The sequence below is a fragment of the Streptomyces sp. IBSBF 2435 genome, assembly GCF_036815005.1.
Classification (GTDB): Bacteria; Actinomycetota; Actinomycetes; order Streptomycetales; family Streptomycetaceae; genus Actinacidiphila.
Genome location: NZ_JAJSYW010000093.1, coordinates 1 through 25,778, shown reverse-complemented (window position 1 = coordinate 25,778; position 25,778 = coordinate 1). Strand labels below are relative to the sequence as shown.

Below are 25,778 nucleotides of genomic sequence, written 5' to 3'. Positions count from 1 at the left end.
CACCCCGCTGGTGCAGCCCCCCGCGGTGATGCCGATCCCGCAGGCGCCGGCCCGCCCGGTCGTCCAGCTCACCCCCGGCAGCGTCGCGACCGTCGTGGTCGGCGGTACCGCCGTGGTCCTCGTCGTCGGCGTCGTCCTGGTCTCCCTGCTCCTGGCCGTGGCCATCACCGCCGCATCTGTCGCGGTCGTCGCCGTGGCGGCCCGCGCGATCCTTAACGACTCCCGCAAGGGCCGGTGACCGCCATGGACCCGGCCGCCCTCGTCCCGGCATTACCCGCCCTGGGCTGGGCCGTTCACGGCGGGCTGCTCACCCGGCGCCTGTCCGCGGCGCGGCGCGACCCGCTGACCGGCCTGCACACCCGTGGCGGCTTCACCACCCGCGCCGAACACCTGCTCCGCCGTGCCCCGCACGCACTGGTGCTGCTGATCGACCTGGACGACTTCAAGACCGTCAACGACACCCACGGCCACGCCGCCGGAGACGCGGTACTCGCCGCGACGGCAACCCGCCTGGCGGCCTGGTGCGGTCGGTCCGGGATCTCGGCTCGCCTCGGCGGGGACGAGTTCGCGGCCGTCGTCACCCACCCCGACACCACCCCGGGCCTGCCGGCCCTGCAAGCGGCCCTGAACGCACCCGTCCCGTACGCCGGGCGCCTTGTGCCGGCGGCTGCCTCCATCGGCTCCTGCCACACCGCAGACCTGCCCGTGCCGACCCTCACCGATGCCCTGTCGGCGGCCGATGCCGCGATGTACCGGGCCAAGGGACACGCACGCCGCAACGCCCCTCTCTGACCGGCCCCCGGGGCGGCCTCTACCGCCAAGTTTCGTCCGCCCCGGGCGCCTCCACCTTCCTGATCCAACGGACCCGAAAGGGACACCCATCATGCCCCAGCACACCCACGCCCCGGGCCACATCTGCGCCCACTGCGACGGCCACGCCACCGCCCACATCACCACCGGCGGTCGTGAGGTCGACGGCACCCTCCCCACGCTCCGCGTGACCTGCCCCGCCTGCAAGGGCACCGGCATTGCCCCCGCCCGCCGCACCCTGACCACCGCCGGCAGGTGAGCGCCGTGGCCTTCCTCAACTGGCGCTCGCCCGAGCACTACGACCACACCGGCGACAAGCCCTGCGTCCTGTGCGACAAGCCCACCCCGCTGCGCTCCGACAGGGGCAAGCCCGTCCACAAGGTGTGCGCCGAGAACTGGATCGACGCCCACCGCCGCAAGGACGGTGAGCCCCGGTGACCGCCATGGCACTGAACGGGCTGCGGGTGCTGGACCTGTTCTGCGGGCAGGGCGGCGCCGGCATGGGCTACCGCCTCGCCGGATTCCACGTGACCGGCGTCGACATCGCCCCCCAGCCCCGCTACCCCTTCACCTTCGTCCAGGGCGACGCGCTGGAGTACCTGGCCGCGCACGGCGCCGGGTTCGACCTGGTCCACGCCTCCATGCCCTGCCAGCGCTACACCCGCGCCCAGCGCATCCGGCACCGCGAGCACCCCGACCTCATCGCCCCCGTCCGCACCCTCCTCAACGCCACCGGCCGGCCCTGGGTGATGGAGAACGTCCCCGGCGCCCCGCTGAACGACCCCGTCGAGCTGTGCGGGGCCATGTTCGGCCTGCGCACCTACCGCCACCGCCACTTCGAGGCATCGTTTCCCCTCGGCCACCGGCACCACCCCCGCCACCTGGCCCCCAACGCCAAGATGGGCCGCCCCGTCGCCCCGGGGGAGTTCATGCACATCGTGGGCAACTTCTCCAACGTGCCGCTCGCCCGGGTCGTGATGGGCATGCCCTGGGCCACCCGCGACGGCCTGCGCGAAGCCATCCCCCCGGCCTACACCCTCCACATCGCCCGCCAATACCTCGCCCACCACATCGCCGCCGGGGTCCTGGGGGTGGCTGCGTGACGACCACCGCCGAACTCCCGGCGGGCCTGGACCCGGTCGCCTGGCAGGACTTCCTGCGGGTGGCCGGGCAACCGGGCTTCGACCGCTGGCAGCACCAGGTCACCCGCACCGGCGGCTGCTCCGACCCCATCCACCTGGTCGGCTCGACTACCACCCTCGACCCGGGCACGGGGCAGGTCCTGTACTCCTACGACACCACCGCCGAACCCGGCGGACGGCTCCGGGTCGCCTGCGGCAACCGCCGCGCCTCCCGCTGCCCGGCCTGCGCCTGGACCTACGCCGGCGACACCTACCAGCTCATCCTCTCCGGCCTGACCGGCGGCAAAGGCGTCCCCGCAACCGTGGCCGAACACCCCCGCGTCTTCGCCACCCTCACCGCCCCGTCCTTCGGCCCCGTCCACAACCGGCCCACCGCCGGCCGCTGCCGCTGCGGCACCACCCACCCGGACGGCGCCCAGGAGCTGGGCACGCCGCTCGACCCGGAGACGTACGACTATGCCGGGGCGGTGCTGTGGAACAACCACGCCTCCGACCTGTGGCGCTACGTCACCATCTACCTGCCCCGCGAACTTGCCGCACGGGCCGGTATCACGCAATGCGAACTGCGGGAACGACTCCGCGTCTCCTACGGCAAGGTCGCCGAGTACCAGAAGCGCGGTGCGATCCACTTCCACGCCGTGATCCGCTTCGACGGACCCGAAGGCCCGGACACCGCCCCGCCCGCCTGGGCCACCGCGGCCCTCCTGGAGAGCGCGTTACGCGCTGCTGCCGCCCGCGCCGCGGTGACGGTGCCTCCTGCTGGTGACGAGCCCGCCCGGGTCCTGCACTGGGGCACACAGCTCGACGTGCAGCCCATCGGCGCCTTCGGTCACGGCGAGGAATTGACCGAACAGGCCGTCGCCTCCTACGTCGCCAAGTACGCCACCAAAGCAGCCGAGACCACCGGCACCGTAGACCGCCGCATCGGCGAACTCGCCGAACTCGACAAGCTCCCCGACCTGCCCGAACACACCCGCCGCCTCATCCAGGCCTGCTCGGACCTCAACGCGCTCTACCCCGACCGGCGCCTGTGGGCCTGGGCACACATGCTCGGCTTCCGGGGGCACTTCTCGACCAAGGCCCGGCGCTACTCCACCACCTTGGGTGCGCTCCGGCAGGCTCGTGCCGACTACCGCTCTGATCAGGAACGCCGGGAACGCGGCTTGCCCGATTCCGACGCCGATCCGGACGCCGGCACCCTCGTGATCGCCCACTGGACCTACGCCGGCCACGGCCACACCCCCGGCGAATCCTGGGTCGCCCAACAGATCCACCGCGAGATCACCCAGACCCGAGAGATCGCACGCCAAGCACGCCACGAGATCGCCGACAACGAGGGGGAGTGGTGACCATGGACCGGCTACTCACAGTGGAACAAGCCGCCGAACGGCTTGGCACCGGAGTGCGCTTCCCCCGGCGGCTGATCGAGGAACGGCGCATCACCTTCGTCAAGGTCGGTCGGCATGTCCGTATCCCGGCGAGCGCACTCGACGCCTTCGTCGCGGCGAACACGGTCCAGCCCCGTGACGCCGCCCGCCTCCTGCGGAAGGTGGCGTGATGCCCGGGAAGAAGCGTCGAACGTTCGGTCGGGTCCGCAAGCTGGCCTCCGGCCGCTACCAGGCTCGCTACCGGGGTCCGGACGGCATCGACCGCCCGGCGCCCGAGACCTTCGCCACGAAGCGGGAGGCCGATGACTGGCTGGCCGAGAGGCAGACCGAGGTGCGTCAGCCGGACTGGCGGGACCCTGATGCGGCGAAGGTGCCGTTCGAGGCGTACGCCACCGCGTGGATCAGGGAACGGCCGCTCGCCGCGAGCACGGAGGAGCTGTACGGCATCCTGCTGCGGGTCCATCTGCTGCCGACCTTCGGCCGGATGACCATTGCCGACATCACTCCCGCTGCCGTCCGGGCCTGGCGCCGCGCCCGGCTCGATGCGGGCACTGGTGCGCCGACCGTGGCCAAGGCGTACGCACTGCTGCGCACGATCATGGGGACCGCGGTCGCTGATGACCTGATCAGGCGCAATCCGTGCCAGATCAAGAACGGTGGCACGGTCCACACTCCCGAGCGACCGACTGCAACGATCCCCGAGGTCTTCGCGCTCGCCGATGCCGGTCAGCCGCGATACCGCGCCCTGGTGCTGCTCGCCGCGTTCTGCGGCCTGCGCTGGGGTGAGCTGATGGGGCTGCGCCGACAGGATCTCGACGCCGAGCGTGCCGTCATCCGGGTACGGGGGTCGGTGTCTGAGCTGAACGGGGGACAGCGCGTCTACAAGGCTCCGAAGAGTGAGGCGGGGAAGCGCTCCGTGGCCATCCCGGCATCGATCATGCCGGTCGTCAACGTGCACATGCGGTTGTACGCCGAGCCCGGCGCTCAGGGGCGGATCTTCGTCGGGCCGAAGGGCGCCACGCCCCGCCGTAACCACTTCAACCGGTTGTGGCGCAAGGCGCTGGCTGACGTCGGGATCAAGGGCCTGCACTTCCATGATCTTCGGCACACCGGCAACACCCTCGCTTCCCGGACGGACGCCAGCACCCGGGAGCTGATGCTCCGGCTCGGCCAGAGTTCGTCCCGCGCCGCGCTGATCTACCAGCACGGGAACCAGCAGCGGGAACGCGAGATCGCCGACGCCATCGACGGCATGATCGTGAAGGCGCTCAAGCGCGGTTCCGGCCGCAACGGGCACGTGGCGGGCATGGACGGCTAGAACAAGATCGCAAACGACCGCGGCCCAGGCAGCGGAATTCTCCGCTGACCTGGGCCGTCGTCGTGCAGAGCGGGCGACGGGAATCGAACCCGCGTAGCTAGTTTGGAAGACTAGGGCTCTACCATTGAGCTACGCCCGCAGCGCCTCAGATTCTGGCACACCGCACGCTCGCCGGTCGAACCGGATGAGCGGTGGGGCGCAATACCGGCTGCCCACGGTCGAGGGGGCATGTACTCTACGTGTCGCACCAGCGGGGTGTGGCGCAGCTTGGTAGCGCGTCCGCTTTGGGAGCGGAAGGCCGTCGGTTCGAATCCGGCCACCCCGACCAGTCAGTTCCGCGCGCCCCCGCACGTCACGGCGGTGCCGGCCGGAGGGCGCTCGTCCGACCCCGCCCGGCGGGGATTGTGGTACCGGTAGGATGGGCCGCTGGCGACCGGGCACGCGGCAAGGCCGAGTGCCGGACGTACGACTCGTACCGAAGGTCCGCCCCCATCAACGTAAAGCCCCAAGGAGACCCAACCGTGAAGAGCGCCGTCGAGACTCTGAACCCGACCCGGGTTCGACTCACTGTCGAGGTGCCCTTCGAGGAGCTCAAGCCCAGCCTCGACGCGGCGTACAAGAAGATCAACGACCAGGTCACGGTGCCGGGCTTCCGCAAGGGCAAGATCCCTGCGCGCGTCATCGACCAGCGGTTCGGCCGTGGCGCGGTCCTCGAAGAGGCCATCAACGACGCGCTGCCGAAGTTCTACACGGAGGCGGTCAGCGAGGGCGAGCTGAACGTGCTCGGGCAGCCCGACGTCGACATCACCGAGTTCAACGACGGCGACGAACTGAAGTTCACCGCCGAGGTGGACATCCGCCCCGCCATCGAGATCCCGGACTACTCCGGCATCGAGGTCACCGTCGACGCCGTCGAGGTCAGCGACGAGGACATCGAGAAGTCGCTGGAGCAGCTGCGCGACCGCTTCGCCTCCACCACCACCGTGGAGCGCCCGGCGGCCGAGGGCGACGTCGTCGTGGTCGACCTGGAGGCCTCGGTGGACGGCGAGGTGCTCGGCGACGGCATCGCCAAGGCCGTCAGCTACACCATCGGCTCCGGCCAGCTGCTCGACGGTATCGACGAGGCCGTCACCGGCCTGTCCGCGGGCGAGTCGGCCACCTTCACCTCCGAGCTCAAGGGCGGCTCCGCCGCCGGCCGGCCCGCCGAGGTCAAGGTCGACGTCTCCGACGTCCAGGCGCGCGAACTGCCCGAGCTGGACGACGACTTCGCCCAGCTGGCGAGCGAGTTCGACACCCTGGAGGAGCTGCGCGCCGACAGCCGCAAGCGCCTGGAGTCGATGAAGCAGTACGACCAGGCCACCGCCGCCCAGGAGAAGGTCCTCGACGCGCTCATCGAGCTGACCGAGGTGCCGATCCCGGAGAAGCTGCTCAAGGACGAGGTCGAGACCAGGACCCACAACCTGGAGCACCACCAGTTCCCGCAGATGGGTCTGGACTGGGACACCTACCTGGAGCGCGAGGGCAAGACCCGCGAGGAGTACGACGCGGAGCTGGAGACCCAGGCGGTCAAGGGCATCAAGACCCAGTTCATCCTCGACGAGCTGGTCAACAAGGAGAAGCTGTCGGTCAACCAGGAGGAGCTCACCGAGCACCTCATGCGGCGGGCCGCGACCTCCGGCATGAGCCCCGACCAGTTCGCGCAGGCCGTCGTGGAAGGCGGCCAGGTGCCGATGCTGGTCGGCGAGGTCGCCCGGGGCAAGGCGCTGGCCGTCGTGGTCGAGGCCGCCAAGGTCACCGACACCAACGGTGAGGTCATCGACCTCGCCGACGAGGAGGACGAGGCCGCCGACGCCGAGGCCGCTGCGGACGCCTCCTCCGACGCCGGCACCGAGGGCGACGCCCCCGCCGGGGACGACGCCGCCGAGTCCGAGAAGGCCTGACGCCGCGCCACTGCGGGCCGCGCCCCTGCGGGGGTGCGGCCCGGAGTGCATGCGCTGACAGCGAACAGGTGGCCGTACAGGATTGTCGGGCAGCACCCGGGCGTTAGGGTCCGTAAGTAGGAGGGCAGGGGTGCAGCACCAGCAGACGCCGCACCCGGCCCAGACGAAGACCCTGTGACGGCATGTCTACCGTCCGACAACGAGCAGGTGGATACGTGACGACTCCGATGCCTTCCGCCGCCGGCGAGCCGACCCTCGGTGGACTCGGCGACCAGGTCTACAACCGACTGCTCGGCGAGCGAATCATCTTCCTCGGCCAAGCGGTCGACGACGACATCGCCAACAAGATCACCGCACAGCTGCTGCTGCTGGCCGCAGAGCCGGACAAGGACATCTTCCTTTACATCAACAGCCCCGGCGGCTCGGTGACCGCGGGTATGGCGATCTACGACACGATGCAGTTCATCAAGAACGACGTCGTGACGATCGCCATGGGCATGGCCGCCTCGATGGGCCAGTTCCTGCTCACCGCGGGCACCCCCGGCAAGCGCTTCGCGCTGCCGAACACCCGGATCCTGATGCACCAGCCCTCCGCGGGCCTCGGCGGCTCCGCCACCGACATCAAGATCCAGGCGGAGCAGCTGCTGCACACCAAGCGCCGCATGGCCGAGCTGATCGCCCAGCACTCCGGCCAGACCTTCGAGCAGATCACCAAGGACTCCGACCGGGACCGCTGGTTCTCGGCCGAGGAGGCCCAGGAGTACGGCCTGCTGGACGGGGTCATGCTCTCCGCCGCGCATGTGCCCGGCGGCGGCGGCACCGGTGCGGCCTGAGCCCGGGCGCCCTGCCGAGCCCCTGATCACTCGAAGCTCTTCATCACCAGGACGGTGGACGTGAACCCCATGAACTTCCCCGGCAGCGGCCTGTACGAGCGCACCGAGGCCGAGCGGCCCGGCGTGTTCGGCGCCGAGGCCCGCTACGTCATCCCGCGCTTCGTGGAGCGCACCTCGCAGGGCGTGCGCGAGTACGACCCGTACGCGAAGCTGTTCGAGGAGCGGGTGATCTTCCTCGGCGTGCAGATCGACGACGCGTCGGCCAACGACGTCATGGCGCAGCTGCTGTGCCTGGAGTCGATGGACCCCGACCGGGACATCTCGGTCTACATCAACAGCCCCGGCGGCTCGTTCACCGCGCTCACCGCGATCTACGACACGATGCAGTTCGTGAAGCCGGACATCCAGACCGTCTGCATGGGCCAGGCGGCCTCCGCCGCGGCCGTGCTGCTCGCGGCCGGCAGCCCCGGCAAGCGGATGGCGCTGCCGAACGCCCGGGTGCTGATCCACCAGCCGTACAGCGAGACCGGCCGCGGGCAGGTCTCGGACCTGGAGATCGCGGCCAACGAGATCATCAGGATGCGGCAGCAGCTGGAAGAAATGCTGGCCAAGCACTCCACCACCCCGATCGAGCAGATCAGGGAGGACATCGAGCGCGACAAGATCCTGACGGCCGAGGAGTCGCTGGCCTACGGTCTTGTCGACCAGATCGTCTCCACCCGCAAGACCTCTGTGAACGTCTGATCCACCCGGCAGGCGGTGCAGGTCCGCGCGCGGTCCCCCTGGACCCGGATGAGCGAGTACGTCCAAGGGGGACCCACACGGGGGGCGCGGCAAGGTACCGTCGATGAGAGAAGCACCAGGCTCCGTTGAAGGTCGGCGGAACCCAGGCGAAGGGGAAAGACCTCGTGGCACGCATCGGTGACGGCGGAGACCTGCTGAAGTGCTCGTTCTGCGGAAAGAGCCAGAAGCAGGTGAAGAAGCTCATCGCAGGTCCCGGTGTGTACATCTGCGACGAGTGCATCGACCTCTGCAACGAGATCATCGAGGAGGAGCTGGCAGAGTCCTCCGAGGTCCGCTGGGAGGATCTGCCCAAGCCCCGGGAGATCTACGAATTCCTGGAGGGCTACGTCGTCGGGCAGACGCCCGCCAAGAAGGCGCTGTCGGTGGCGGTCTACAACCACTACAAGCGCGTCCAGGCGGGTGAGAACGGCCGGCCCGGCCACGACGACGCGATCGAACTGGCGAAGTCCAACATCCTGCTGCTCGGCCCCACCGGGTCCGGCAAGACCCTGCTGGCGCAGACGCTGGCCCGGATGCTCAATGTGCCGTTCGCCATCGCCGACGCCACCGCGCTCACCGAGGCCGGCTATGTGGGCGAGGACGTCGAGAACATCCTGCTCAAGCTGATCCAGGCGGCGGACTACGACGTCAAGAAGGCCGAGACCGGGATCATCTACATCGACGAGATCGACAAGGTGGCCCGCAAGAGCGAGAACCCGTCGATCACCCGGGACGTCTCGGGCGAGGGCGTGCAGCAGGCGCTGCTGAAGATCCTGGAGGGCACCACCGCGAGTGTGCCGCCGCAGGGCGGCCGCAAGCACCCGCACCAGGAGTTCATCCAGATCGACACCACGAACGTGCTGTTCATCGTGGGCGGTGCCTTCGCCGGTCTTGAGAAGATCATCGAGTCGCGGGCCGGCGCCAAGGGCATCGGCTTCGGCGCGACCATCAGGTCCAAGCGGGAGATCCAGGCCTCCGACCAGTTCCAGGAGATCATGCCGGAGGACCTGGTGAAGTTCGGCATGATCCCGGAGTTCATCGGCCGCCTCCCGGTCATCACCAGCGTGCACAACCTGGACCGCGAGGCGCTGCTGCAGATTCTGGTCGAGCCGCGTAACGCGCTGGTGAAGCAGTACCAAAAACTGTTCGAACTCGATGGTGTGGAGCTGGAGTTCGAGCGCGGCGCGCTGGAGGCCATCGCCGACCAGGCGATCCTGCGGCAGACCGGCGCACGCGGTCTGCGGGCGATCATGGAGGAGGTGCTGATGTCGGTGATGTACGAGGTGCCGTCCCGCAAGGACGTGGCCCGCGTGGTGATCAGCGCCGAGGTCGTCCACTCCAACGTCAACCCGACCCTGGTGCCGCGCGAGCCGCGCATCGTGGGCAAGGGCGAGCAGAAGAGCGCGTAGCACCGCAGCACGAAAGGGGGCGCCCGGTCCACACCGGGCGCCCCCTTCGTGCTGCGAACGCCGCTTACGTGAGCGGCACCCGGGTGTCCTTGCGGACCTTCGCGAGCAGGTCGGCGGTCGCGTCGGCCGACAGGCTGCTCCCGCTGCCGCCGACCAGGGAGGCCAGGTCGAGCGGGGTGATCGTGCCCACCGTGCTGTAGTCCGCCCACAGGCAGATGGTGACGTTGATCACCTTGCCCTTGTCGTCGCCGTCCTCGGTGTTGGTGATCTTGGCGGTCTGGCACTCCACGACCGCGTCGTCGGCCCCCGAGGGGTGCAGCGTCTGCGCGCCGCCGACCAGTTCGGTCTTGGTGCCCTCGCCGTCGTCGGTGGCGCCCTTGCGCAGGCTGGCCATCATGCCGTCGGCGACCTTCTGCGGGTCCTTGACGGTGCCGTAGGCGCCGCTGAACGACAGCACGGTGCCGACCAGTTGGGTTCCCTTGATGTAGGCCGCCGTGACCCGCTGCGGGTCGGTCATACCGAGCGTCTTGAGCGTCGCCAGGTCGTCGTCGTCGAGACCGTCGTCGGCCAGGTCGGAGTCGTCGCTCTTCTTGTAGTCCGTGGCGACGGTGGCCGGGGTGGTCAGCTTGTACTTCTTGCCGTCGTTCTTCGGCCCGCTGCCGCTGTCGCCGCCGCTGGTGAGGAAGAAGACGCCGGCGCCTATCGCGACCAGCGCCACGACGGCGCCGATGATGATGCCGTTGCGCTTGCCGCTGCCGCCGCCCTGCGGGGCACCCGGCGGCTGGCCGTAGCCGTAACCGGGCTGCTGCGGCGGCTGGCCGGGCTGGCCCTGCTGCGGGTAGCCGTAACCGGGCTGCGGCTGCTGGCCGTAGTCCGGCTGCTGCTGCGGCTGGCCGTACGGCGGCTGGCCGGGCTGGCCCTGCTGGGGGTAGCCGTAGCCCGGCTCGGGCTGGCCGAAGCCGGGCTGCTGCTGCGGGGGCTGCTGACCGTACGGGTCGGGCGGCTGCTGGCCGCCGTACGGGTTCGGCGGCGGCTGGTTGTTGCTCATCGGTACGAGGGTCCCCTCCGTTGACTTCGTCCGCACATCCTTGCGGACGTCCTGCCCGCTGCTGACCGAGGGGGCGGGAAAAGCCGCAACGGCCCTACGGTGAACGGCACTTCAGGCCGCAAGCGGTACCCGGACGTCCTTGCGCACCCGTTGTGCCAGCTCGGCGGCCTGGTCGTACGGCATCGCGGTGGCGGTGCCGTTCTGGACCTTGCCGAGGTCGAGCGCGACCGTGTAGGCGACGGTGCTGTAGTCGGCCCACAGGCAGATCGTGGTCGGGAAGTCGATGTTCTGGTCCGGAATGTGGTACTTGACCTGCTGGCACTCCATGGCCGCGTCGTCCATGCCGGCCGGCGTGACCTTCTGCGGCTCGCCCACCAGCTCGTGGGTGGTGCCGTCGTCCTCCTTCTTCGCGGCGTCCTTCTTCATCTGCGCGAACATCCCGTCGACCACCTTCTGCGGGTCCTTGACGGTGCCGTAGACGCCGGCGACCTCCAGGACCTGGCCGGTGTCCTGATCCCCGATCAGGTAGTCGGCCTGGGACTTCTTCGCGTCGCTGACGCCGAGGGTCTTCAGCGTGGCCATATCGGTCTCGTCGAAGCCGCCGTCCTCGTCGTCGTCGGTCTTCTTGTAGTCCGCGGCGACCGTCTCCGGCATTGTCAGCCGGTACTTCTTGCCGTCGTTCTTGATCCCGCCGCCGTCGCTGCCCCTGGTGGCGAAGAAGACGCCGGCGCCTATCGCGACCAGGGCGACGACGGCGCCGATGATGATGCCGTTGCGCTTGCCGCTGCCCTGCGGGGCCGCCGGCGGCTCGCCGTAGCCGTAGCCGTACCCGGGCTGCTGGCCGTAGGGCGGCTGCGGCGGCACCTGGCCGTAACCGGGCTGCGGCGGCTGGCCGTACGGCGGCTGGGCGGGCTGACTCTGCTGCGGGTAGCCGTACCCGGGCTGCGGCGGCTGGCCGTACGCGGGCTGCGCGGGCGGTCCCTGCTGGGGGTAGCCGTAACCGGGCTGCTGCGGGGGCTGGCCGTACGGCTGCTGGGGCTGCCGGCCGTACGGATCCGGCGGCTGCTGACCGTACGGATTCGGCGGCGGCTGGCTGTTGCTCATGACTTCGGCCCCTCCCAATGGATAGTTCGCCCCATCTTCGCCGATCCTTTATGCGGCGCTTACCGCAGGGCGGCAACTGATTCGTAACAGCCCGGCACGCCCCCGTAGAATCGCCTGGTGACCGACAACACTCAGCGCCCCCACGACGGGCCGGACAGCGCCGCCCCCGAACTGCCGACGACCTACGCGCCGGCCGACGTAGAGGGGCCGCTGTACGAGCGCTGGGTGGAGCGGGGCTACTTCGAGGCCGACGCGAAGAGCGACAAGCCGCCGTACACCATCGTCATCCCGCCGCCCAACGTCACCGGCACCCTGCACCTGGGCCACGCCTTCCAGCACACGCTGATGGACGCCCTGACCCGCCGCAAGCGCATGCAGGGCTACGAGGCGCTGTGGCTGCCCGGCATGGACCACGCGGGCATCGCCACCCAGAACAAGGTCGAGCAGCAGCTCGCCGAGGAGGGCAAGTCCCGCCACGACATCGGCCGGGACGGGTTCGTCGAGCGGGTGTGGCGCTGGAAAGAGGAGTACGGCGGGCGCATCCTCGGCCAGATGCGCCGCCTCGGCGACGGCGTCGACTGGTCACGCGAGCGCTTCACCATGGACGACGGCCTCTCGCGGGCGGTCCAGACGATCTTCAAGAAGCTGTACGACGACGAGCTGATCTACCGCGCCGAGCGGATCATCAACTGGTGTCCGCGCTGCCAGACCGCCATCTCCGACATCGAGGTGGACTACCAGGACGACGCCGGGGAGCTGGTCTCGCTGAAGTACGGCGAGGGCGACGAGACGGTCGTCGTCGCGACCACCCGCGTCGAGACGATGCTCGGCGACACCGCCGTCGCCGTCCACCCGGACGACGCCCGCTACGCGCACCTGGTCGGCAGGCGGATCAAGCTGCCGCTCACCGACCGGACGATCCCCGTCGTCGCGGACGCCCACGTCGACCCGGAGTTCGGCACCGGCGCGGTCAAGGTGACGCCCGCGCACGACCCCAACGACTTCGCCATCGGCCAGCGGCACGGGCTGGAGTCGCTGACCGTCATGGACGAGCGCGCCGTCATCACCGTGCCGGGACCCTTCCAGGGCCTGGACCGGTTCGAGGCACGTTCCGCGATCGTCGAGGCGCTGCGCGAAGAAGGCCGGATCGTCGCGGAGAAGCGCCCGTACGTCCACTCCGTCGGGCACTGCTCGCGCTGCAAGACCACCATCGAGCCGCGGCTGTCGCTCCAGTGGTGGGTCAAGGTCGGGCCGCTGGCGAAGGCGGCGGGCGACGCGGTCCGCGACGGGCGGGTGAAGATCCACCCGCGCGAGATGGAGAAGCGGTACTTCGACTGGGTCGACAACATGCACGACTGGTGCATCTCGCGCCAGTTGTGGTGGGGCCACCGCATCCCGGTCTGGTACGGGCCGAACGGCGAGCGGATCTGCGTCGGCCCCGACGAGCAGCCGCCGGCGGGGGAGGGCTGGACGCAGGACTCCGACGTCCTGGACACCTGGTTCTCCTCGGGCCTGTGGCCCTTCTCCACCCTGGGCTGGCCGCAGCGGACCCCGGACCTGGAGAAGTTCTACCCGACCGACGTCCTGCTCACCGGCCACGACATCATCTTCTTCTGGGTCGCCCGGATGATGATGTTCGGCCTGTACGCGATGGACGACGTCCCGCCCTTCCACACCATCGCCCTCACCGGCCTGGTCAGGGACGAGTTCGGCAAGAAGATGTCGAAGTCCAACCCCAACTCGGTCGATCCGCTGACCTGGATGGACGCCTACGGCTCCGACGCCGTGCGCTTCACCCTGGCCACCGGCGCCAACCCCGGCGCCGACGTGCCGATCGGCGAGGACTGGGTCAAGGCGTCGCGCAACTTCGCCAACAAGATCTGGAACGCCACCCGTTTCGCGCTGATGAACGGCGCCACGGTCGACGGTCCGCTGCCCGAGCCGGCAGAGCTGTCGGCCACCGACCGCTGGATCCTGTCCCGGCTGAACGCCACCGTCGCCATGGTCGACGCCTACTACGACGACTACCAGTTCGCGAAGCTCTCCGACACCCTCTACCACTTCGCGTGGGACGAGGTCTTCGACTGGTACGTCGAACTGTCCAAGACCGTCTTCTTCGCCGGCGGTGAGCCCGCCCGCGTCTCGGGCCGGGTCCTCGGCGAGGTCCTCGACGTGCTGCTGCGGCTGCTGCATCCGGTCGTCCCCTTCGTCACCGAGACGCTGTGGACCACGCTCACCGGCGGCGAGTCGCTGGTCGTCGCCGACTGGCCGAAGGACAGCGGCTTCCGCGACCCGGCCGCCGAGGCGGAGATCGCCGAGGTCCAGCGGGTCGTCACCGAGGTCCGCCGCTTCCGCTCCGACCAGGGACTCCAGCCGGGCCAGAAGGTGCCGGCGCGGCTCACCGTCACGGGCACCCTGCTGGCGCCGCACGAGGACGCCATCAGGCAGCTGCTGCGGCTGCAGCCCGCGGGCGACGGCTTCCACGCCACCGCGTCGCTGCCGGTCGCAGGCGCCACCGTCGAGCTGGACCTGTCGGGCACCATCGACGTGGCCGCCGAGCGCCGGCGGCTCACCAAGGACCTGGGCCTGGCCGAGAAGGAGAAGGCCGACGCGGGCCGCAAGCTCGGCAACGACGGCTTCCTGGCGAAGGCGCCTGAGAAGGTCGTGGCCGGGATCAGGGCGCGGCTGGCGGCGGCCGAGGCGGACATCGAGCGGATCGCCGCCCAGCTCGGCGCGCTCCCGGAGAGCTGACCGGCGGCGGCGTCCCGTAGGCGCGCCGGTTCGGCGCACAGGTGAGCGTGGTGGCCCTGGCCGTGAGGCCGGGGCCACCTTCCGTAGACTGGACCGCGTGACCGACCTCCCCCCGAACGGCGACGCCGCGGACGATCCGCACCACCCCGACGATGCCGACGACGACCGCCCGGCCGGTGCAGGGCCGCGCGAGGTGGACATGGCCGTCATCGAGGCCGGCAGCCGGACGCTTCGCGCCGGCATCAGCCCCGCGGCCGACGACGACGTCCCGTCCCGCCCCGCCGACCCGGCGGTCGACCGCGAGCTGCGGGAGGTCGAGGAGGAACTGCAGGGCCGCTGGCCGGAGACCAAGCTGGAGCCGTCACTCGACCGGATGACCGCGGCGATGGACATCCTGGGCGAACCGCAGCGCACCTATCCGGCGATCCACATCACCGGCACCAACGGCAAGACCAGCACCGCCCGGATGATCGAGCGGCTGCTGCTCGCCTTCGAGCTGCGCACCGGCCGCTACACCAGCCCGCATGTGCAGTCCGTCACCGAGCGGATCAGCCTGGACGGCTCCCCGATCAGCGCCGAGCGCTTCATCGAGACCTACCGCGACCTGCAGCCGTACGTCGGGATGGTCGACTCGGCCCAGCCGTACCGCATGTCGTTCTTCGAGGTGCTCACCGCGATGGCCTACGCGGCCTTCGCGGACGCGCCGGTCGACGTGGCGGTGATCGAGGTCGGCATGGGCGGCAGCTGGGACGCGACCAACGTGGTCGACGGGCAGGTCGCGGTCGTCACCCCGATCGCGCTCGACCACACCGACCGGCTCGGCGGCACCCCCGGCGAGATCGCGGTCGAGAAGGCCGGCATCGTCAAGAAGGACGCCACCGTCGTGCTGGGCAGGCAGCCCGCGGACGCCGCGCAGGTGCTGCTGAAGCGGGCCGTCGAGGTGGACGCCACGGTCGCCCGCGAGGGCATGGAATTCGGGGTCACCCGGCGCGAGATCGCCATCGGCGGCCAGCTGCTGACGCTGCGCGGCCTCGGCGGCGAGTACGACCAGGTCTTCCTGCCGCTGCACGGCGAGCACCAGGCGCAGAACGCCGCGGTCGCGCTGGCCGCGGTCGAGGCGTTCTTCGGCATCGGCCGGATGCACCAGCGCACCCTGGACCAGGACACCGTGCGCGCCGCCTTCGCCGCGGTCACCTCGCCCGGCCGCCTGGAGGTCGTCCGCCGCAGCCCCACCGTGGTACTGGACGCGGCGCACAACCCGGCGGGAGCGCTGGCCACCGCGGCGGCGGTCAGCGAGGTCTTCGACTTCACCCATCTGGTCGGCGTGGTCGGCCCGAGCGGGGACAAGGACGTGCGCGGGCTGCTCGAAGCCTTCGAGCCGGTGCTCTCCGAGGTCGTGGTGACCCGCAACTCCACCTCGCGCGCGATGGACGTGGACGAGCTGGCGGCGCTGGCCGTGGAGGTCTACGGCGAGGACCGGGTGCAGGTCGAGCCGCGGCTCGACGACGCCCTGGAGGCGGCGATCACGCTGGCCGAGGACGAAGGCGCGTACGCGGGAGCCGGTGTGCTGGTCACCGGTTCCGTCATCACCGTGGGAGAGGCCCGGCTGCTGCTGGGCCGTAGGTAAGGGGCTGGGTCCATGCGGACGCTCTGTTCGAGCACGCTGATCGGCGAGTTCTTCGTCATCGGCTTCGCCGGGCTGGTCGCGATGAAGAATTCCGACCTGTCCGTGGGCACCGTGTGGACGGTGTCCGGTATCGCGATGGGGCTGTGCATCCTGCTGTGCGCGGTGCTCACCAGGCCGGGGGGGCTCGCCGTCGGCTGGGCACTCCAGCTCGGACTGGTCGTCAGCGGCATCTGGGTCGGTACGATGTTCTTCCTCGGGCTGGTCTTCGCGGGCCTGTGGTGGGCGTCGATCCACTTCGGCCGCAAGGTCGACGAGGCCAAGGCGAGGAACGCGGCTCAAGCGGCCTGAGGCCCGCCTTGTAGGCTCGTCGTACCACCATTCACACGTCTTTCCGTATTCAGCAGGAGCCGCCCCGTGTCTCAGCGCACTCTCGTCCTTCTCAAGCCCGACGCCGTACGCCGTGGCCTGGTCGGCGAGATCCTCGGCCGGATCGAGCGCAAGGCGGGCTGGACGATCCGTGCCATGGAACTGCGTACGCTGGACCGCGGCACCCTGGAGCAGCACTACGCCGAGCACGTCGGACGCCCGTTCTACGAGCCGCTGGTGGAATTCATGGAGTCCGGTCCCTCGGTGGCGCTGGTGGTCGAGGGCGAACGCGTCGTCGAGGGGCTGCGCACGCTGGCCGGGCCGACCGACCCGATTGCCGCAGCGCCCGGCTCCATCCGGGGGGATTTCGGGACGATCGTCCGGGAGAACCTGGTGCACGCCTCGGACTCCGAGGAGTCCGCCGAACGCGAGATCAAGCTGTTCTTCCCCGGTCTGGCCTAACACCGCGGCCGGTCAGGGCATATACGACGGTCGATCGGGAACCAAACATCCCGACACGACGTCACCATTACAGAGGTCAGCTGTGTGTTCTGATGACAATGACGTCGGAACCCCGACCCCGCGCCGCACCGGTCGCGACTACGATGGAATCTCTCCGCTCAAGCTCGGGAAGGCCTGACGTATCCTCATGGCGAACAACATGTCGTTCATCGGCCGTGACATGGCTGTCGACCTCGGGACCGCCAACACGCTGGTGTACGTCAGGGGCCGCGGGATCGTTCTGAACGAGCCGTCCGTCGTTGCCGTGAACACCAACACCGGCGGCATCCTGGCGGTCGGCGCCGAGGCAAAGAAAATGATCGGCCGCACACCGGGCAATATCGTCGCGGTCCGGCCGCTCAAGGACGGCGTCATCGCCGACTTCGAGATCACCGAGCGCATGCTGCGCTATTTCATCCTCAAAGTGCACAGGCGCCGCTATCTGGCCCGCCCGCGGATGGTCATCTGTGTGCCGTCCGGTATCACCGGGGTCGAGCGCCGTGCCGTGATCGACGCCGCCAACCAGGCCGGGGCGCGGACCGTGCACATCATCGAGGAGCCGATGGCCGCCGCGATCGGCGCCGGGCTCCCCGTGCACGAGGCCACCGGCAACATGGTGGTGGACATCGGCGGCGGCACCACCGAGGTCGCGGTCATCAGCCTCGGCGGCATCGTCACCGCCCAGTCCATCCGGGTGGCCGGCGACGAGCTGGACAACGCGATCATCCAGCACATCAAGAAGGAGTACAGCCTGCTGCTCGGCGAGCGCACCTCCGAGCAGATCAAGCTCACCGTCGGCTCGGCCTTCCCGACCAAGGACGACGAGGAGCACACCGAGATCCGCGGCCGCGACCTGGTCAGCGGCCTGCCCAAGACCGTGGTCATCTCGGCCGCGGAAGTGCGCAAGGCGATCGAGGAACCCGTCAACGCGATCGTGGACGCGGTCAAGACCACGCTGGACAAGTGCCCGCCCGAACTGTCGGGCGACATCATGGACCGCGGTATCGTCCTGGCCGGCGGCGGCGCGCTGCTGCGCGGCCTGGACGAGCGCCTGCGGCACGAGACCGGCATGCCCATCCATATCGCCGAGACCCCGCTGGACTGCGTGGCGCTCGGTGCCGGCAAGTGCGTCGAGGAGTTCGAGGCGCTCCAGCGCGTCCTCGACGCCGCCCCCCGCAGATGACGCGAGGCCTTCGCAGATGACCTCGGCGAGCCGGATCACCCGCGTCATGCGAACCCCAGCACAGTAGCTCCGACCGGCCGCGGCCCCACGGCGGCGGGTCCGATGAGGAAGGCACGGACTGGCGCCCGTGAGGGACACAAAGGAGAGCCGGCTGCTGCTGGTGTTGCTGGTGGTGGTCGCGTTCGCGCTGATCACCGTGGACATCCGGGGCGGTGAGAACTCACCGCTCGACCGGCCGCGGCAGGCCGCGCAATCCGTCTTCGGCCCGGTCGAGAACGCCGTGTCCGGTGTCGTCGACCCGGTGGGCAACGCGGTGGACGCGGTGCGCGACTCGGACGGACGCAGCAGCACCATCAGCCGGCTGGAACACGAGAACGCCGCGCTCAAGCAGCAGCTCGGCAGCAAGGACGTCACCCGCAACCGGGCGCAGGAGCTGGACAAGCTGCTGAAGACCGCGGGCGCCGGACAGTACGCCATCAAGGGCGCCCAGGTGATCGCGATAGGAGCGGCCCAGGGCTTCTCCTGGACGGTCACCATCGACGCCGGCAGCCGTGACGGCATCACCCGCGACATGACCGTGCTCAACGGCGACGGGCTGGTCGGCCGGGTCACCACCGTCGGACCGTCGACGGCGACCGTACTGCTGGCCAACGACCCCGACTTCACCGTCGGCACCCGGCTCGAAGGCTCCATGGAGCTGGGCTTCGCCACCGGCCAGGGCGACCGGCCGATGCGGGTCCAGCTGCTCAACGGCAAGGCCGCCGTGCACAAGGGCGACCGGCTGGTCACCTTCGGCTCCGAGGCCGGCAAGCCGTTCGTGCCCGGGGTGCCGGTGGGCAAGATCGTCGGCGTCGACCCGTCCGGCGGCAACCTGACCAAGACGCTCCTGGTGCAGCCCTTCGTCGGCTTCACCCGGCTGGACGTCGTCGGTATCGTCGTGGTCGGCCCGCGCACCGATCCGCGGGACAGCGTGCTGCCCGCCAAGCCGACCCCGTCGCCCAAGCCCAAACCGAAGGCGCCGGCCTCGCCGACCGCGCCCGCCTCGCCCGGCAGCACCCCGACCGGCGGCGACCTGCCGCCGGGGACCGCCACCGACACGCCCACCAGCGGCAGGGGCTGACCCATGCGACTCAACCGGATCCTGCTTCCCACCGTCCTGGTGGTCTTCGCGATGGTCGCCCAGGTCAGCGTGCTGGCCCGGCTGCACCTGCCGGGCGCGGTGCCCGACCTGCTGCTGCTCACCGTGCTGGGTCTCGCCATCAGCTACGGCCATATCGCCGGCTGCCTGATCGGCTTCGCGGCGGGCCTGCTCGCCGACCTGGCACCCCCGGCCGACCACGCGGTGGGCCGGTACGCGATGGTGCTGTGCGTCATCGGCTACGTGGCGGGCCTGTTCAAGCCGGAGAACGGCCGGCTGCGTACCGCGGCCGGCCCGATGCTGGTCGTCATCGGCGCGGCCATCGGCACCACCGTGCTCTACGCGGGCGTCGGCAGCCTGGTCGGCGACACCGCGGGCGCCCATGTCGGCCTGGCCAAGCTGGTCTTCACCGCCACCGTCTACGACCTGCTGCTCGCCCCCTTCGTGGTGCCGCTGGTGATGGCGCTGGCCCGCCGCTTCGACCACGACCCGCTGTCCGAGGACGCCACGGGCGGTTACGGCGGCAGCCGCAGCCGGATGAGAACCGGTATCGCCCCGCAGCGCGCCGGGCTCTTCGGCCGGGCCGGAAAGATGGTCAAGGTCAACTCGATGGCCAGGGGAGTCAGGCGATGAGCAGCAACATCCCCGAGACCGGCCGCACCACCCGGATCACCATCCGGCTGGTCATCCTGCAGATCCTGGTCGTGTCGCTGCTGCTGACCCTCGGCGGACGCCTGTGGTTCCTGCAGATCCGCAACGGCCAGCAGTACGACCAGAAGGCCGCCAACAACCACATCCAGCAGGTCGTCACCCCCGCCGTGCGCGGCTCGATCCTCGACGACCGCGGAGTGCCGCTGGCCGACAACGAGACCAAGCTGGTCGTCTCGGCCAGCCGTACCGACCTGCTCAAGCAGGCCGACGACGGCACCGCCGTACTGACCAGGCTCGCCGGGGTGCTGGGCATGCAGCCGCAGGACGTCATCGACAAGGTCCGGCTGTGCGACGCCAAGACGCCCAAGCCGTGCTGGAACGGTTCTCCCTACCAGCCGATCCCGATCACCGACTCGGCCACCACCCAGCAGGCGCTGCAGATCATGGAGCGCCGCGAGGACTTCCCCGGCGTCACCGCCGAGCCCACCGCCGTACGCCGCTACGCCGCCCCGTACAAGTCGAACGCCGCCCAGGTGCTCGGCTACCTCGGCCCGGTCACCGACGACGAGGTCAGCGCGTCGGAGAAGACCAGGACCCCGCTGCTGCGCTCCGACCAGATCGGCCGCTCGGGCCTGGAGAGCGTCTACGACGAGCAGATGCGCGGCACCGCGGGCGTGACCCGCTACGAGGTGGACAACCTCGGCCGGGTCATCGGCAAGGCCGGCGACACCCCCGCCCAGCCCGGCAGCAACCTGGTCACCAGCATAGACGCGAGGGTCCAGGCGGTCACCGAGAAAGAGCTGAACGACGCGATGGTGGCCGCCCGCAAGACGTACGACAAAGTCTCCCACGAGAACTACAAGGCGGACTCCGGCGCCGCGGTCGTGATGGACAACCGCACCGGTCAGATCATCGCCATGGCGAGTCTGCCCACCTACGATCCCAACGAGTGGGTCGGCGGCATCTCGGCGAAGGCGTACGCCTCGCTGATCGACAAGAAGTCCGACTACCCGCTGCTGAACCGGGCCATCCAGGGCCAGTCCGCCCCCGGCTCCACCTTCAAGGTGGTGTCCACCAGCGCCGCCATCAACGCCGGCTACGCGCCGGACGGCAACTACCCCTGCACCTCCTCGATGATGATCGGCGACCGGGAGTTCAAGAACTTCGAGAACGAGAGCTTCGGCGACATCTCGCTCGGCCGCGCCCTTGAGGTCTCCTGCGACACCGTCTTCTACGGCATCGCCTACAACGAGTGGAAGAAGGACGGCGCCACCAACCCCAAGCACCCCAAGGACTGGTTCTTCAAGACCGCCCACCAGTTCGGCCTGGGCGCCAAGACCGGCGTCGACCTGCCCGGCGAGGTCACCGGGCGGGTGCCCGACCGCCAGTGGGCGGCGGAGTACAACGACGAGATGCAGGACTACTGGTGCCGTACCGCCGCGGCGCACAAGAACGACCAGAAGAAGAGCCTGGAAGTCCAGATCTCCGTCGAGAAGTGCGCCGACCACAACGTCATCCGTGCCGGTGACTCGGTCAACTACGCGATCGGCCAGGGCGACACGCTCGTCACCCCGGTGCAGATGGCCCGGGTCTACGCGGCGCTCGCCAACGGCGGCACCCTCTACCAGCCGACCATCGGCAAGGCCGTGGTCAGCGCCGACGGCAAGACCGTCACGCCGATCAAGCCCAAGGTCTCCGGCAAGCTGCCCGACACCAAGGCCACCTTGAAGTACATCGACAATGCGCTGGCCGGCGTCGTCACCGAGGGCACCGCCGACTGGAAGTTCGGCGGCTGGCCGCAGGACCGGATCCCGCTGCACGCCAAGACCGGTACCGCCGAGGTCGAGGGCAAGCAGACCACGTCCTGGTTCGACACCTACACCAAGGACTACACGATCGTCATGACGATCTCCCAGGGCGGCACCGGCTCCGGTGCCTCCGGCGAGGCCGTACGGCGGATCTACGAGGCGATGTACGGCATCAAGAAGGACACCGCCACGATCGACCCGAAGAAGGGGATCATGCCGCAGCCGGTCACCAGGCTGCCGAAGATCTCCGCCGACGGTGTCGCCTCCGCCGCGTCGTACACCCTCCCGTCGTCCGACGAGCTGTTCGCGCCCTCGGGCCCCCGCACCGCGGGCGGCGCCGCCCCGGCGCTCGCCGCGCTCGCCCCGGGACGGCCCGAGAAGCTGCTGCTGGGCAGGAGGTACTGGTCATGAGCGCCCACGGCTACACCTCCGTCCCCCGCTACACCCCGGAGCGGTCGACCCTCGGCAAGCTCTTCGCGCGCGACTCGGTCGTACGCAGGATGGACTGGCTGCTGCTCTTCGCGGCCCTGCTGCTGTGCGCCATCGGCACCCTGCTGGTCTACTCCGCGACCCGCAACCGCACCAGCCTCACCCACGGCGACCAGTACTACTTCCTGCTGCGGCACCTGATGAACGCGGGCATCGGCGCCGGCTTCGGCATCGGCGCGGTCGTCATCGGCCACCGCCGGATGCGGGACGTGGTGCCCTTCTACTACGCGCTGGCGATCCTCGGCATCCTCGCCGTCCTCAGCCCGCTCGGCTCCACCGTCAACGGCGCCCACTCCTGGATCGTCATCGGCGGCGGCTTCTCGCTCCAGCCCTCGGAATTCGTCAAGGTCGCGATCATCCTCGGGATGGCGGTGGTGCTGTCCGCCCGGGTCGACGCGGGCGACCGCGAGCACCCCGACCACCGGACCGTGCTCCAGTCCCTCGGCATCGCCGTGCTGCCGATCGGCATCATCATGCTGATGCCGGACCTCGGCTCGGTGATGGTGCTCGGCGCGATCGTGCTGGGCGTGCTCCTCGCCTCCGGCGCGTCCAACCGGTGGGTCTTCGGGCTGATCGCCTCCGGCATCGGCGGCGCGCTGCTGGTCTGGCAGCTCGGCATCCTCGACAAATACCAGATCGACCGCTTCGCCGCCTTCGCCAACCCGGCGCTCGACCCCTCCGGCGTCGGCTACAACACCAGCCAGGCGCGGATCGCCATCGGCTCGGGCGGGCTGCTCGGCAAGGGCCTCTTCCACGGCAGCCAGACCACCGGCCAGTTCGTGCCCGAGCAGCAGACGGACTTCGTCTTCTCCGTCGCGGGCGAGGAGCTGGGCTTCGTCGGCGCGGCCTTCATCATCCTGCTGATCGGCGTCATCCTCTGGCGCGGCTGCGCCATCGCACGCGGCGCGACCGACCTCTACGGGACGATCGTGGCGGCGGGCATCGTGGCGTGGTTCGCCTTCCAGGCGTTCGAGAACATCGGCATGACGCTGGGCATCATGCCGGTCGCGGGCATCCCACTGCCCTTTGTGTCGTACGGGGGGTCCTCCATGTTCGCGAACTGCGTGGCCATAGGGCTCCTCCAATCGGTCAAGATGCAGCGCCCGATGTCGGCGTAAGCCCCTCCGGGAGCGGCCGTACGCCGGGCGCCCCCGGCTGCCGGGCTGCGGCCTTACGCCGGGTGCCCCGGTCGCGGGCGGACCGGGAGCCGGGGGCATCCGGGTACCCTTGAGGGTCATCCACCCCCCGGGCCACCGGCCCGGGGCGCTCACCGCCAGCTGATGAAAGTCGCCGAGATGCCTGTCGAGTCGGTCTTCCCGCGCTTGGAAGCACTTCTCCCGCACGTCCAGAAGCCGATCCAGTACGTGGGCGGGGAGCTGAACTCCACCGTCAAGGAGTGGGACGCCACCGATGTGCGGTGGGCGCTGATGTACCCGGACGCGTACGAGGTCGGGCTGCCCAACCAGGGCGTCATGATCCTCTACGAGGTGCTCAACGAGCGCGAGGGCGTGCTCGCCGAGCGCACGTACAGCGTGTGGCCCGACCTCGAGGCGCTGATGCGCGAGCACGGGGTGCCGCAGTTCACCGTCGACGCGCACCGCCCGGTCCGCGCCTTCGACGTCTTCGGCCTCAGCTTCTCCACCGAGCTGGGCTACACCAACATGCTGACCGCGCTCGACCTGTCCGGCATCCCGCTGCGCGCGGCCGACCGCACCCTGGACGACCCGATCGTGCTGGCCGGCGGCCACGCCGCCTTCAATCCCGAGCCGATCGCGGACTTCATCGACGCGGCCGTCATCGGCGACGGCGAGCAGGCCGTCCTGGAGATGACCGAGGTCATCCGCGGCTGGAAGGCCGAGGGGCGCCCCGGCGGCCGTGACGAGGTGCTGCTGCGGCTGGCCAAGACCGGCGGGGTCTACGTACCGCGCTTCTACGACGTCGAGTACCTGCCGGACGGCCGGATCGCCCGGGTCGTGCCCAACCGCAGCGGTGTGCCGTGGCGGGTGTCCAAGCACACCGTGATGGACCTGGACGAGTGGCCCTACCCCAAGCAGCCGCTGGTGCCGCTCGCGGAGACCGTGCACGAGCGGATGTCGGTGGAGATCTTCCGCGGCTGCACCCGCGGTTGCCGCTTCTGCCAGGCCGGCATGATCACCCGCCCGGTGCGCGAGCGCTCCATCACCGGTATCGGCGAGATGGTCGAGGCGGGCCTGAAGGCCACCGGCTTCGAGGAGGTCGGCCTGCTGTCGCTGTCGTCCGCCGACCACAGCGAGATCGCCGACATCGCCAAGGGCCTGGCCGACCGGTACGAAGAGGACAAGATCGGCCTGTCGCTGCCGTCCACCCGGGTCGACGCCTTCAACATCGACCTGGCGGACGAGCTGACCCGCAACGGCCGCCGCTCCGGTCTGACCTTCGCCCCTGAGGGCGGCTCGGAGCGGATCCGCAAGGTCATCAACAAGATGGTCTCGGAAGAGGACCTGATCCGTACCGTCGCCACCGCCTATGGCAACGGCTGGCGCCAGGTGAAGCTGTACTTCATGTGCGGGCTGCCCACCGAGACCGACGAGGACGTGCTCCAGATCGCCGACATGGCGAAGAAGGTCATCGCCAAGGGCCGCGAGGTCACCGGCCAGAACGACATCCGCTGCACCGTCTCCATCGGCGGCTTCGTGCCCAAGCCGCACACGCCCTTCCAGTGGGCCCCGCAGCTCGGCGTGGAGGAGACCGACGCGCGCCTGGAGAAGCTCCGCGACGCGATCCGCGGCGACCGCAAGTACAGCCGCAACATCGGCTTCCGCTACCACGACGGCAAGCCCGGCATCATCGAGGGGCTGCTCTCCCGCGGCGACCGCCGCGTCGGCGCCGTGATCCGCGCGGTCTACGAGGACGGCGGCCGTTTCGACGGCTGGCGCGAGCACTTCTCCTACGACCGCTGGCTGCACGCCTGCCGCACGGTGCTCCCCGAGGCCGGCCTCGACCTGGCCTGGTTCACCACCCGCGAACGCACCGCCGAGGAAGTCCTCCCCTGGGACCACCTCGACTCGGGCCTGGACAAGGACTGGCTCTGGGAGGACTGGCAGGACGCCCTCGACGAAACCGAGGTCGAGGACTGCCGCTGGACCCCCTGTTTCGACTGCGGCGTCTGCCCCCAACTCGACCTCGACATCCAGGTCGGCCCAACAGGCAGGAAGCTCCTCCCTCTGACGGTCACCACCGCCGGCGCCAAGCCGTAAGGCCCCGGCCAGGACCGCCCGAGCCGATCTCCGCCCCGACAGCCGCCGAGGCGGCGGAAGCCCTCTCCCGCCTCGGCGCCACCGCGATGAGCCCGCCTGCGAGCAGGCGGGCGGACCAGTAGTGAGGCCAGGGAGTGATCGCCCGGCCGCCTGGTGGTTCACCGCTGTGACGAGTGCGGGACCGACCGGGTCTGCCCGCACGCGGGTGTGGAGGAAGGGGTCCCGTCCGGGGAGGGGCGTGTTGATAATGGGG

The 25,778-nt window shown here is 70.0% G+C and carries 24 protein-coding genes and 2 tRNA genes; 23 read left to right on the top strand and 3 right to left on the bottom strand.

What is annotated here, in order from left to right; all coding sequences use genetic code 11:
- The first annotated feature begins 7 nt into the window (after positions 1 to 7).
- The 8 genes from V7E46_RS19150 (at position 8) to V7E46_RS19115 (ending at position 4,658) form a co-directional block, all read left to right on the top strand.
- Positions 8 to 238: a SpdD protein gene (locus tag V7E46_RS19150; protein ID WP_333769547.1), complete on the top strand. Its 231-nt coding sequence runs from the start codon at positions 8 to 10 to the stop codon at positions 236 to 238.
- A 5-nt stretch (positions 239 to 243) separates the two neighbouring features.
- Complete coding sequence (locus tag V7E46_RS19145) at positions 244 to 792, top strand: GGDEF domain-containing protein (protein WP_333769545.1); 549 nt, start codon at positions 244 to 246, stop codon at positions 790 to 792.
- 91 nt (positions 793 to 883) lie between these two features.
- The gene (locus V7E46_RS19140; RefSeq protein ID WP_333769544.1) at positions 884 to 1,069 is read left to right on the top strand and encodes a hypothetical protein; all 186 of its coding nucleotides are present in this window, start codon (positions 884 to 886) and stop codon (positions 1,067 to 1,069) included.
- A complete protein-coding gene (locus V7E46_RS19135; protein WP_333769548.1) occupies positions 1,066 to 1,248 on the top strand; it encodes a hypothetical protein in 183 nt (60 codons plus the stop codon). Before V7E46_RS19140 ends, V7E46_RS19135 begins: the two co-directional genes overlap by 4 nt.
- 5 nt (positions 1,249 to 1,253) lie before the next feature.
- Positions 1,254 to 1,913, top strand: coding sequence for a class I SAM-dependent methyltransferase (locus tag V7E46_RS19130; protein WP_333769546.1), 660 nt, complete (start codon positions 1,254 to 1,256; stop codon positions 1,911 to 1,913).
- Complete coding sequence (repSA, locus tag V7E46_RS19125) at positions 1,910 to 3,301, top strand: replication initiator protein RepSA (RefSeq protein ID WP_333769543.1); 1,392 nt, start codon at positions 1,910 to 1,912, stop codon at positions 3,299 to 3,301. The genes V7E46_RS19130 and repSA overlap by 4 nt, the downstream gene beginning before the upstream one ends.
- A gap of 2 nt (positions 3,302 to 3,303) precedes the next feature.
- On the top strand, positions 3,304 to 3,510 hold the full coding sequence (locus V7E46_RS19120) for a helix-turn-helix domain-containing protein (protein WP_333769542.1): 207 nt from the start codon (positions 3,304 to 3,306) through the stop codon (positions 3,508 to 3,510).
- Entirely contained in the window at positions 3,510 to 4,658 is a 1,149-nt protein-coding gene (locus V7E46_RS19115) for a tyrosine-type recombinase/integrase (protein WP_333769541.1), read from the top strand. The genes V7E46_RS19120 and V7E46_RS19115 overlap by 1 nt, the downstream gene beginning before the upstream one ends.
- Before the next feature lie 68 nt (positions 4,659 to 4,726).
- Here V7E46_RS19115 and V7E46_RS19110 read toward each other — a convergent pair.
- A tRNA-Gly gene (locus tag V7E46_RS19110) sits at positions 4,727 to 4,797 on the bottom strand.
- A gap of 112 nt (positions 4,798 to 4,909) precedes the next feature.
- Here V7E46_RS19110 and V7E46_RS19105 point away from each other — a divergent pair.
- The 5 genes from V7E46_RS19105 (at position 4,910) to clpX (ending at position 9,623) form a co-directional block, all read left to right on the top strand.
- A tRNA-Pro gene (locus V7E46_RS19105) sits at positions 4,910 to 4,986 on the top strand.
- A gap of 193 nt (positions 4,987 to 5,179) precedes the next feature.
- Positions 5,180 to 6,598, top strand: coding sequence for a trigger factor (tig, locus tag V7E46_RS19100; protein ID WP_333769540.1), 1,419 nt, complete (start codon positions 5,180 to 5,182; stop codon positions 6,596 to 6,598).
- A gap of 227 nt (positions 6,599 to 6,825) precedes the next feature.
- Positions 6,826 to 7,431 carry an ATP-dependent Clp protease proteolytic subunit gene (locus V7E46_RS19095; RefSeq protein ID WP_329182556.1) on the top strand — a complete coding sequence of 202 codons (606 nt, stop codon included), beginning with the start codon at positions 6,826 to 6,828 and terminating at the stop codon, positions 7,429 to 7,431.
- A gap of 69 nt (positions 7,432 to 7,500) precedes the next feature.
- Complete coding sequence (locus V7E46_RS19090; protein ID WP_251489060.1) at positions 7,501 to 8,175, top strand: ATP-dependent Clp protease proteolytic subunit; 675 nt, start codon at positions 7,501 to 7,503, stop codon at positions 8,173 to 8,175.
- Positions 8,176 to 8,339: 164 nt separating this feature from the next.
- On the top strand, positions 8,340 to 9,623 hold the full coding sequence (gene clpX, locus V7E46_RS19085; RefSeq protein ID WP_327291112.1) for an ATP-dependent Clp protease ATP-binding subunit ClpX: 1,284 nt from the start codon (positions 8,340 to 8,342) through the stop codon (positions 9,621 to 9,623).
- 64 nt (positions 9,624 to 9,687) lie between these two features.
- On the opposite strand, the gene V7E46_RS19080 is transcribed toward clpX, so the two are convergent.
- On the bottom strand, positions 9,688 to 10,671 hold the full coding sequence (locus tag V7E46_RS19080) for a hypothetical protein (RefSeq protein WP_333769539.1): 984 nt from the start codon (positions 10,669 to 10,671) through the stop codon (positions 9,688 to 9,690).
- Between the two features lie 111 nt (positions 10,672 to 10,782).
- Positions 10,783 to 11,775: a hypothetical protein gene (locus V7E46_RS19075; protein WP_333769538.1), complete on the bottom strand. Its 993-nt coding sequence runs from the start codon at positions 11,773 to 11,775 to the stop codon at positions 10,783 to 10,785.
- A gap of 117 nt (positions 11,776 to 11,892) precedes the next feature.
- On the opposite strand from V7E46_RS19075, the gene V7E46_RS19070 reads away from it, so the two are divergent.
- The 10 genes from V7E46_RS19070 to V7E46_RS19025 all read left to right on the top strand — a co-directional run bounded on the left by V7E46_RS19070 (position 11,893) and on the right by V7E46_RS19025 (position 25,525).
- A complete protein-coding gene (locus V7E46_RS19070) occupies positions 11,893 to 14,526 on the top strand; it encodes a valine--tRNA ligase (protein WP_333769537.1) in 2,634 nt (877 codons plus the stop codon).
- 97 nt (positions 14,527 to 14,623) lie between these two features.
- Positions 14,624 to 16,153, top strand: coding sequence for a bifunctional tetrahydrofolate synthase/dihydrofolate synthase (gene folC / locus V7E46_RS19065; protein ID WP_333769536.1), 1,530 nt, complete (start codon positions 14,624 to 14,626; stop codon positions 16,151 to 16,153).
- A gap of 12 nt (positions 16,154 to 16,165) precedes the next feature.
- Complete coding sequence (locus V7E46_RS19060; protein ID WP_329178916.1) at positions 16,166 to 16,501, top strand: DUF4233 domain-containing protein; 336 nt, start codon at positions 16,166 to 16,168, stop codon at positions 16,499 to 16,501.
- Positions 16,502 to 16,567: 66 nt separating this feature from the next.
- A complete protein-coding gene (gene ndk / locus V7E46_RS19055; protein WP_333769535.1) occupies positions 16,568 to 16,981 on the top strand; it encodes a nucleoside-diphosphate kinase in 414 nt (137 codons plus the stop codon).
- 199 nt (positions 16,982 to 17,180) lie between these two features.
- Positions 17,181 to 18,203, top strand: coding sequence for a rod shape-determining protein (locus tag V7E46_RS19050; protein WP_329182557.1), 1,023 nt, complete (start codon positions 17,181 to 17,183; stop codon positions 18,201 to 18,203).
- A gap of 127 nt (positions 18,204 to 18,330) precedes the next feature.
- Positions 18,331 to 19,323, top strand: a complete 993-nt coding sequence (mreC, locus tag V7E46_RS19045) for a rod shape-determining protein MreC (RefSeq protein WP_333769534.1) — start codon at positions 18,331 to 18,333, stop codon at positions 19,321 to 19,323.
- 3 nt (positions 19,324 to 19,326) lie between these two features.
- Positions 19,327 to 19,974: a rod shape-determining protein MreD gene (mreD, locus tag V7E46_RS19040; RefSeq protein WP_333769533.1), complete on the top strand. Its 648-nt coding sequence runs from the start codon at positions 19,327 to 19,329 to the stop codon at positions 19,972 to 19,974.
- Entirely contained in the window at positions 19,971 to 22,211 is a 2,241-nt protein-coding gene (gene mrdA, locus V7E46_RS19035; RefSeq protein WP_333769532.1) for a penicillin-binding protein 2, read from the top strand. Before mreD ends, mrdA begins: the two co-directional genes overlap by 4 nt.
- Positions 22,208 to 23,407, top strand: coding sequence for a rod shape-determining protein RodA (gene rodA / locus V7E46_RS19030; RefSeq protein WP_329178925.1), 1,200 nt, complete (start codon positions 22,208 to 22,210; stop codon positions 23,405 to 23,407). Before mrdA ends, rodA begins: the two co-directional genes overlap by 4 nt.
- A 177-nt stretch (positions 23,408 to 23,584) precedes the next feature.
- Positions 23,585 to 25,525, top strand: coding sequence for a TIGR03960 family B12-binding radical SAM protein (locus V7E46_RS19025; protein ID WP_333769531.1), 1,941 nt, complete (start codon positions 23,585 to 23,587; stop codon positions 25,523 to 25,525).
- Positions 25,526 to 25,778 lie beyond the last annotated feature (253 nt).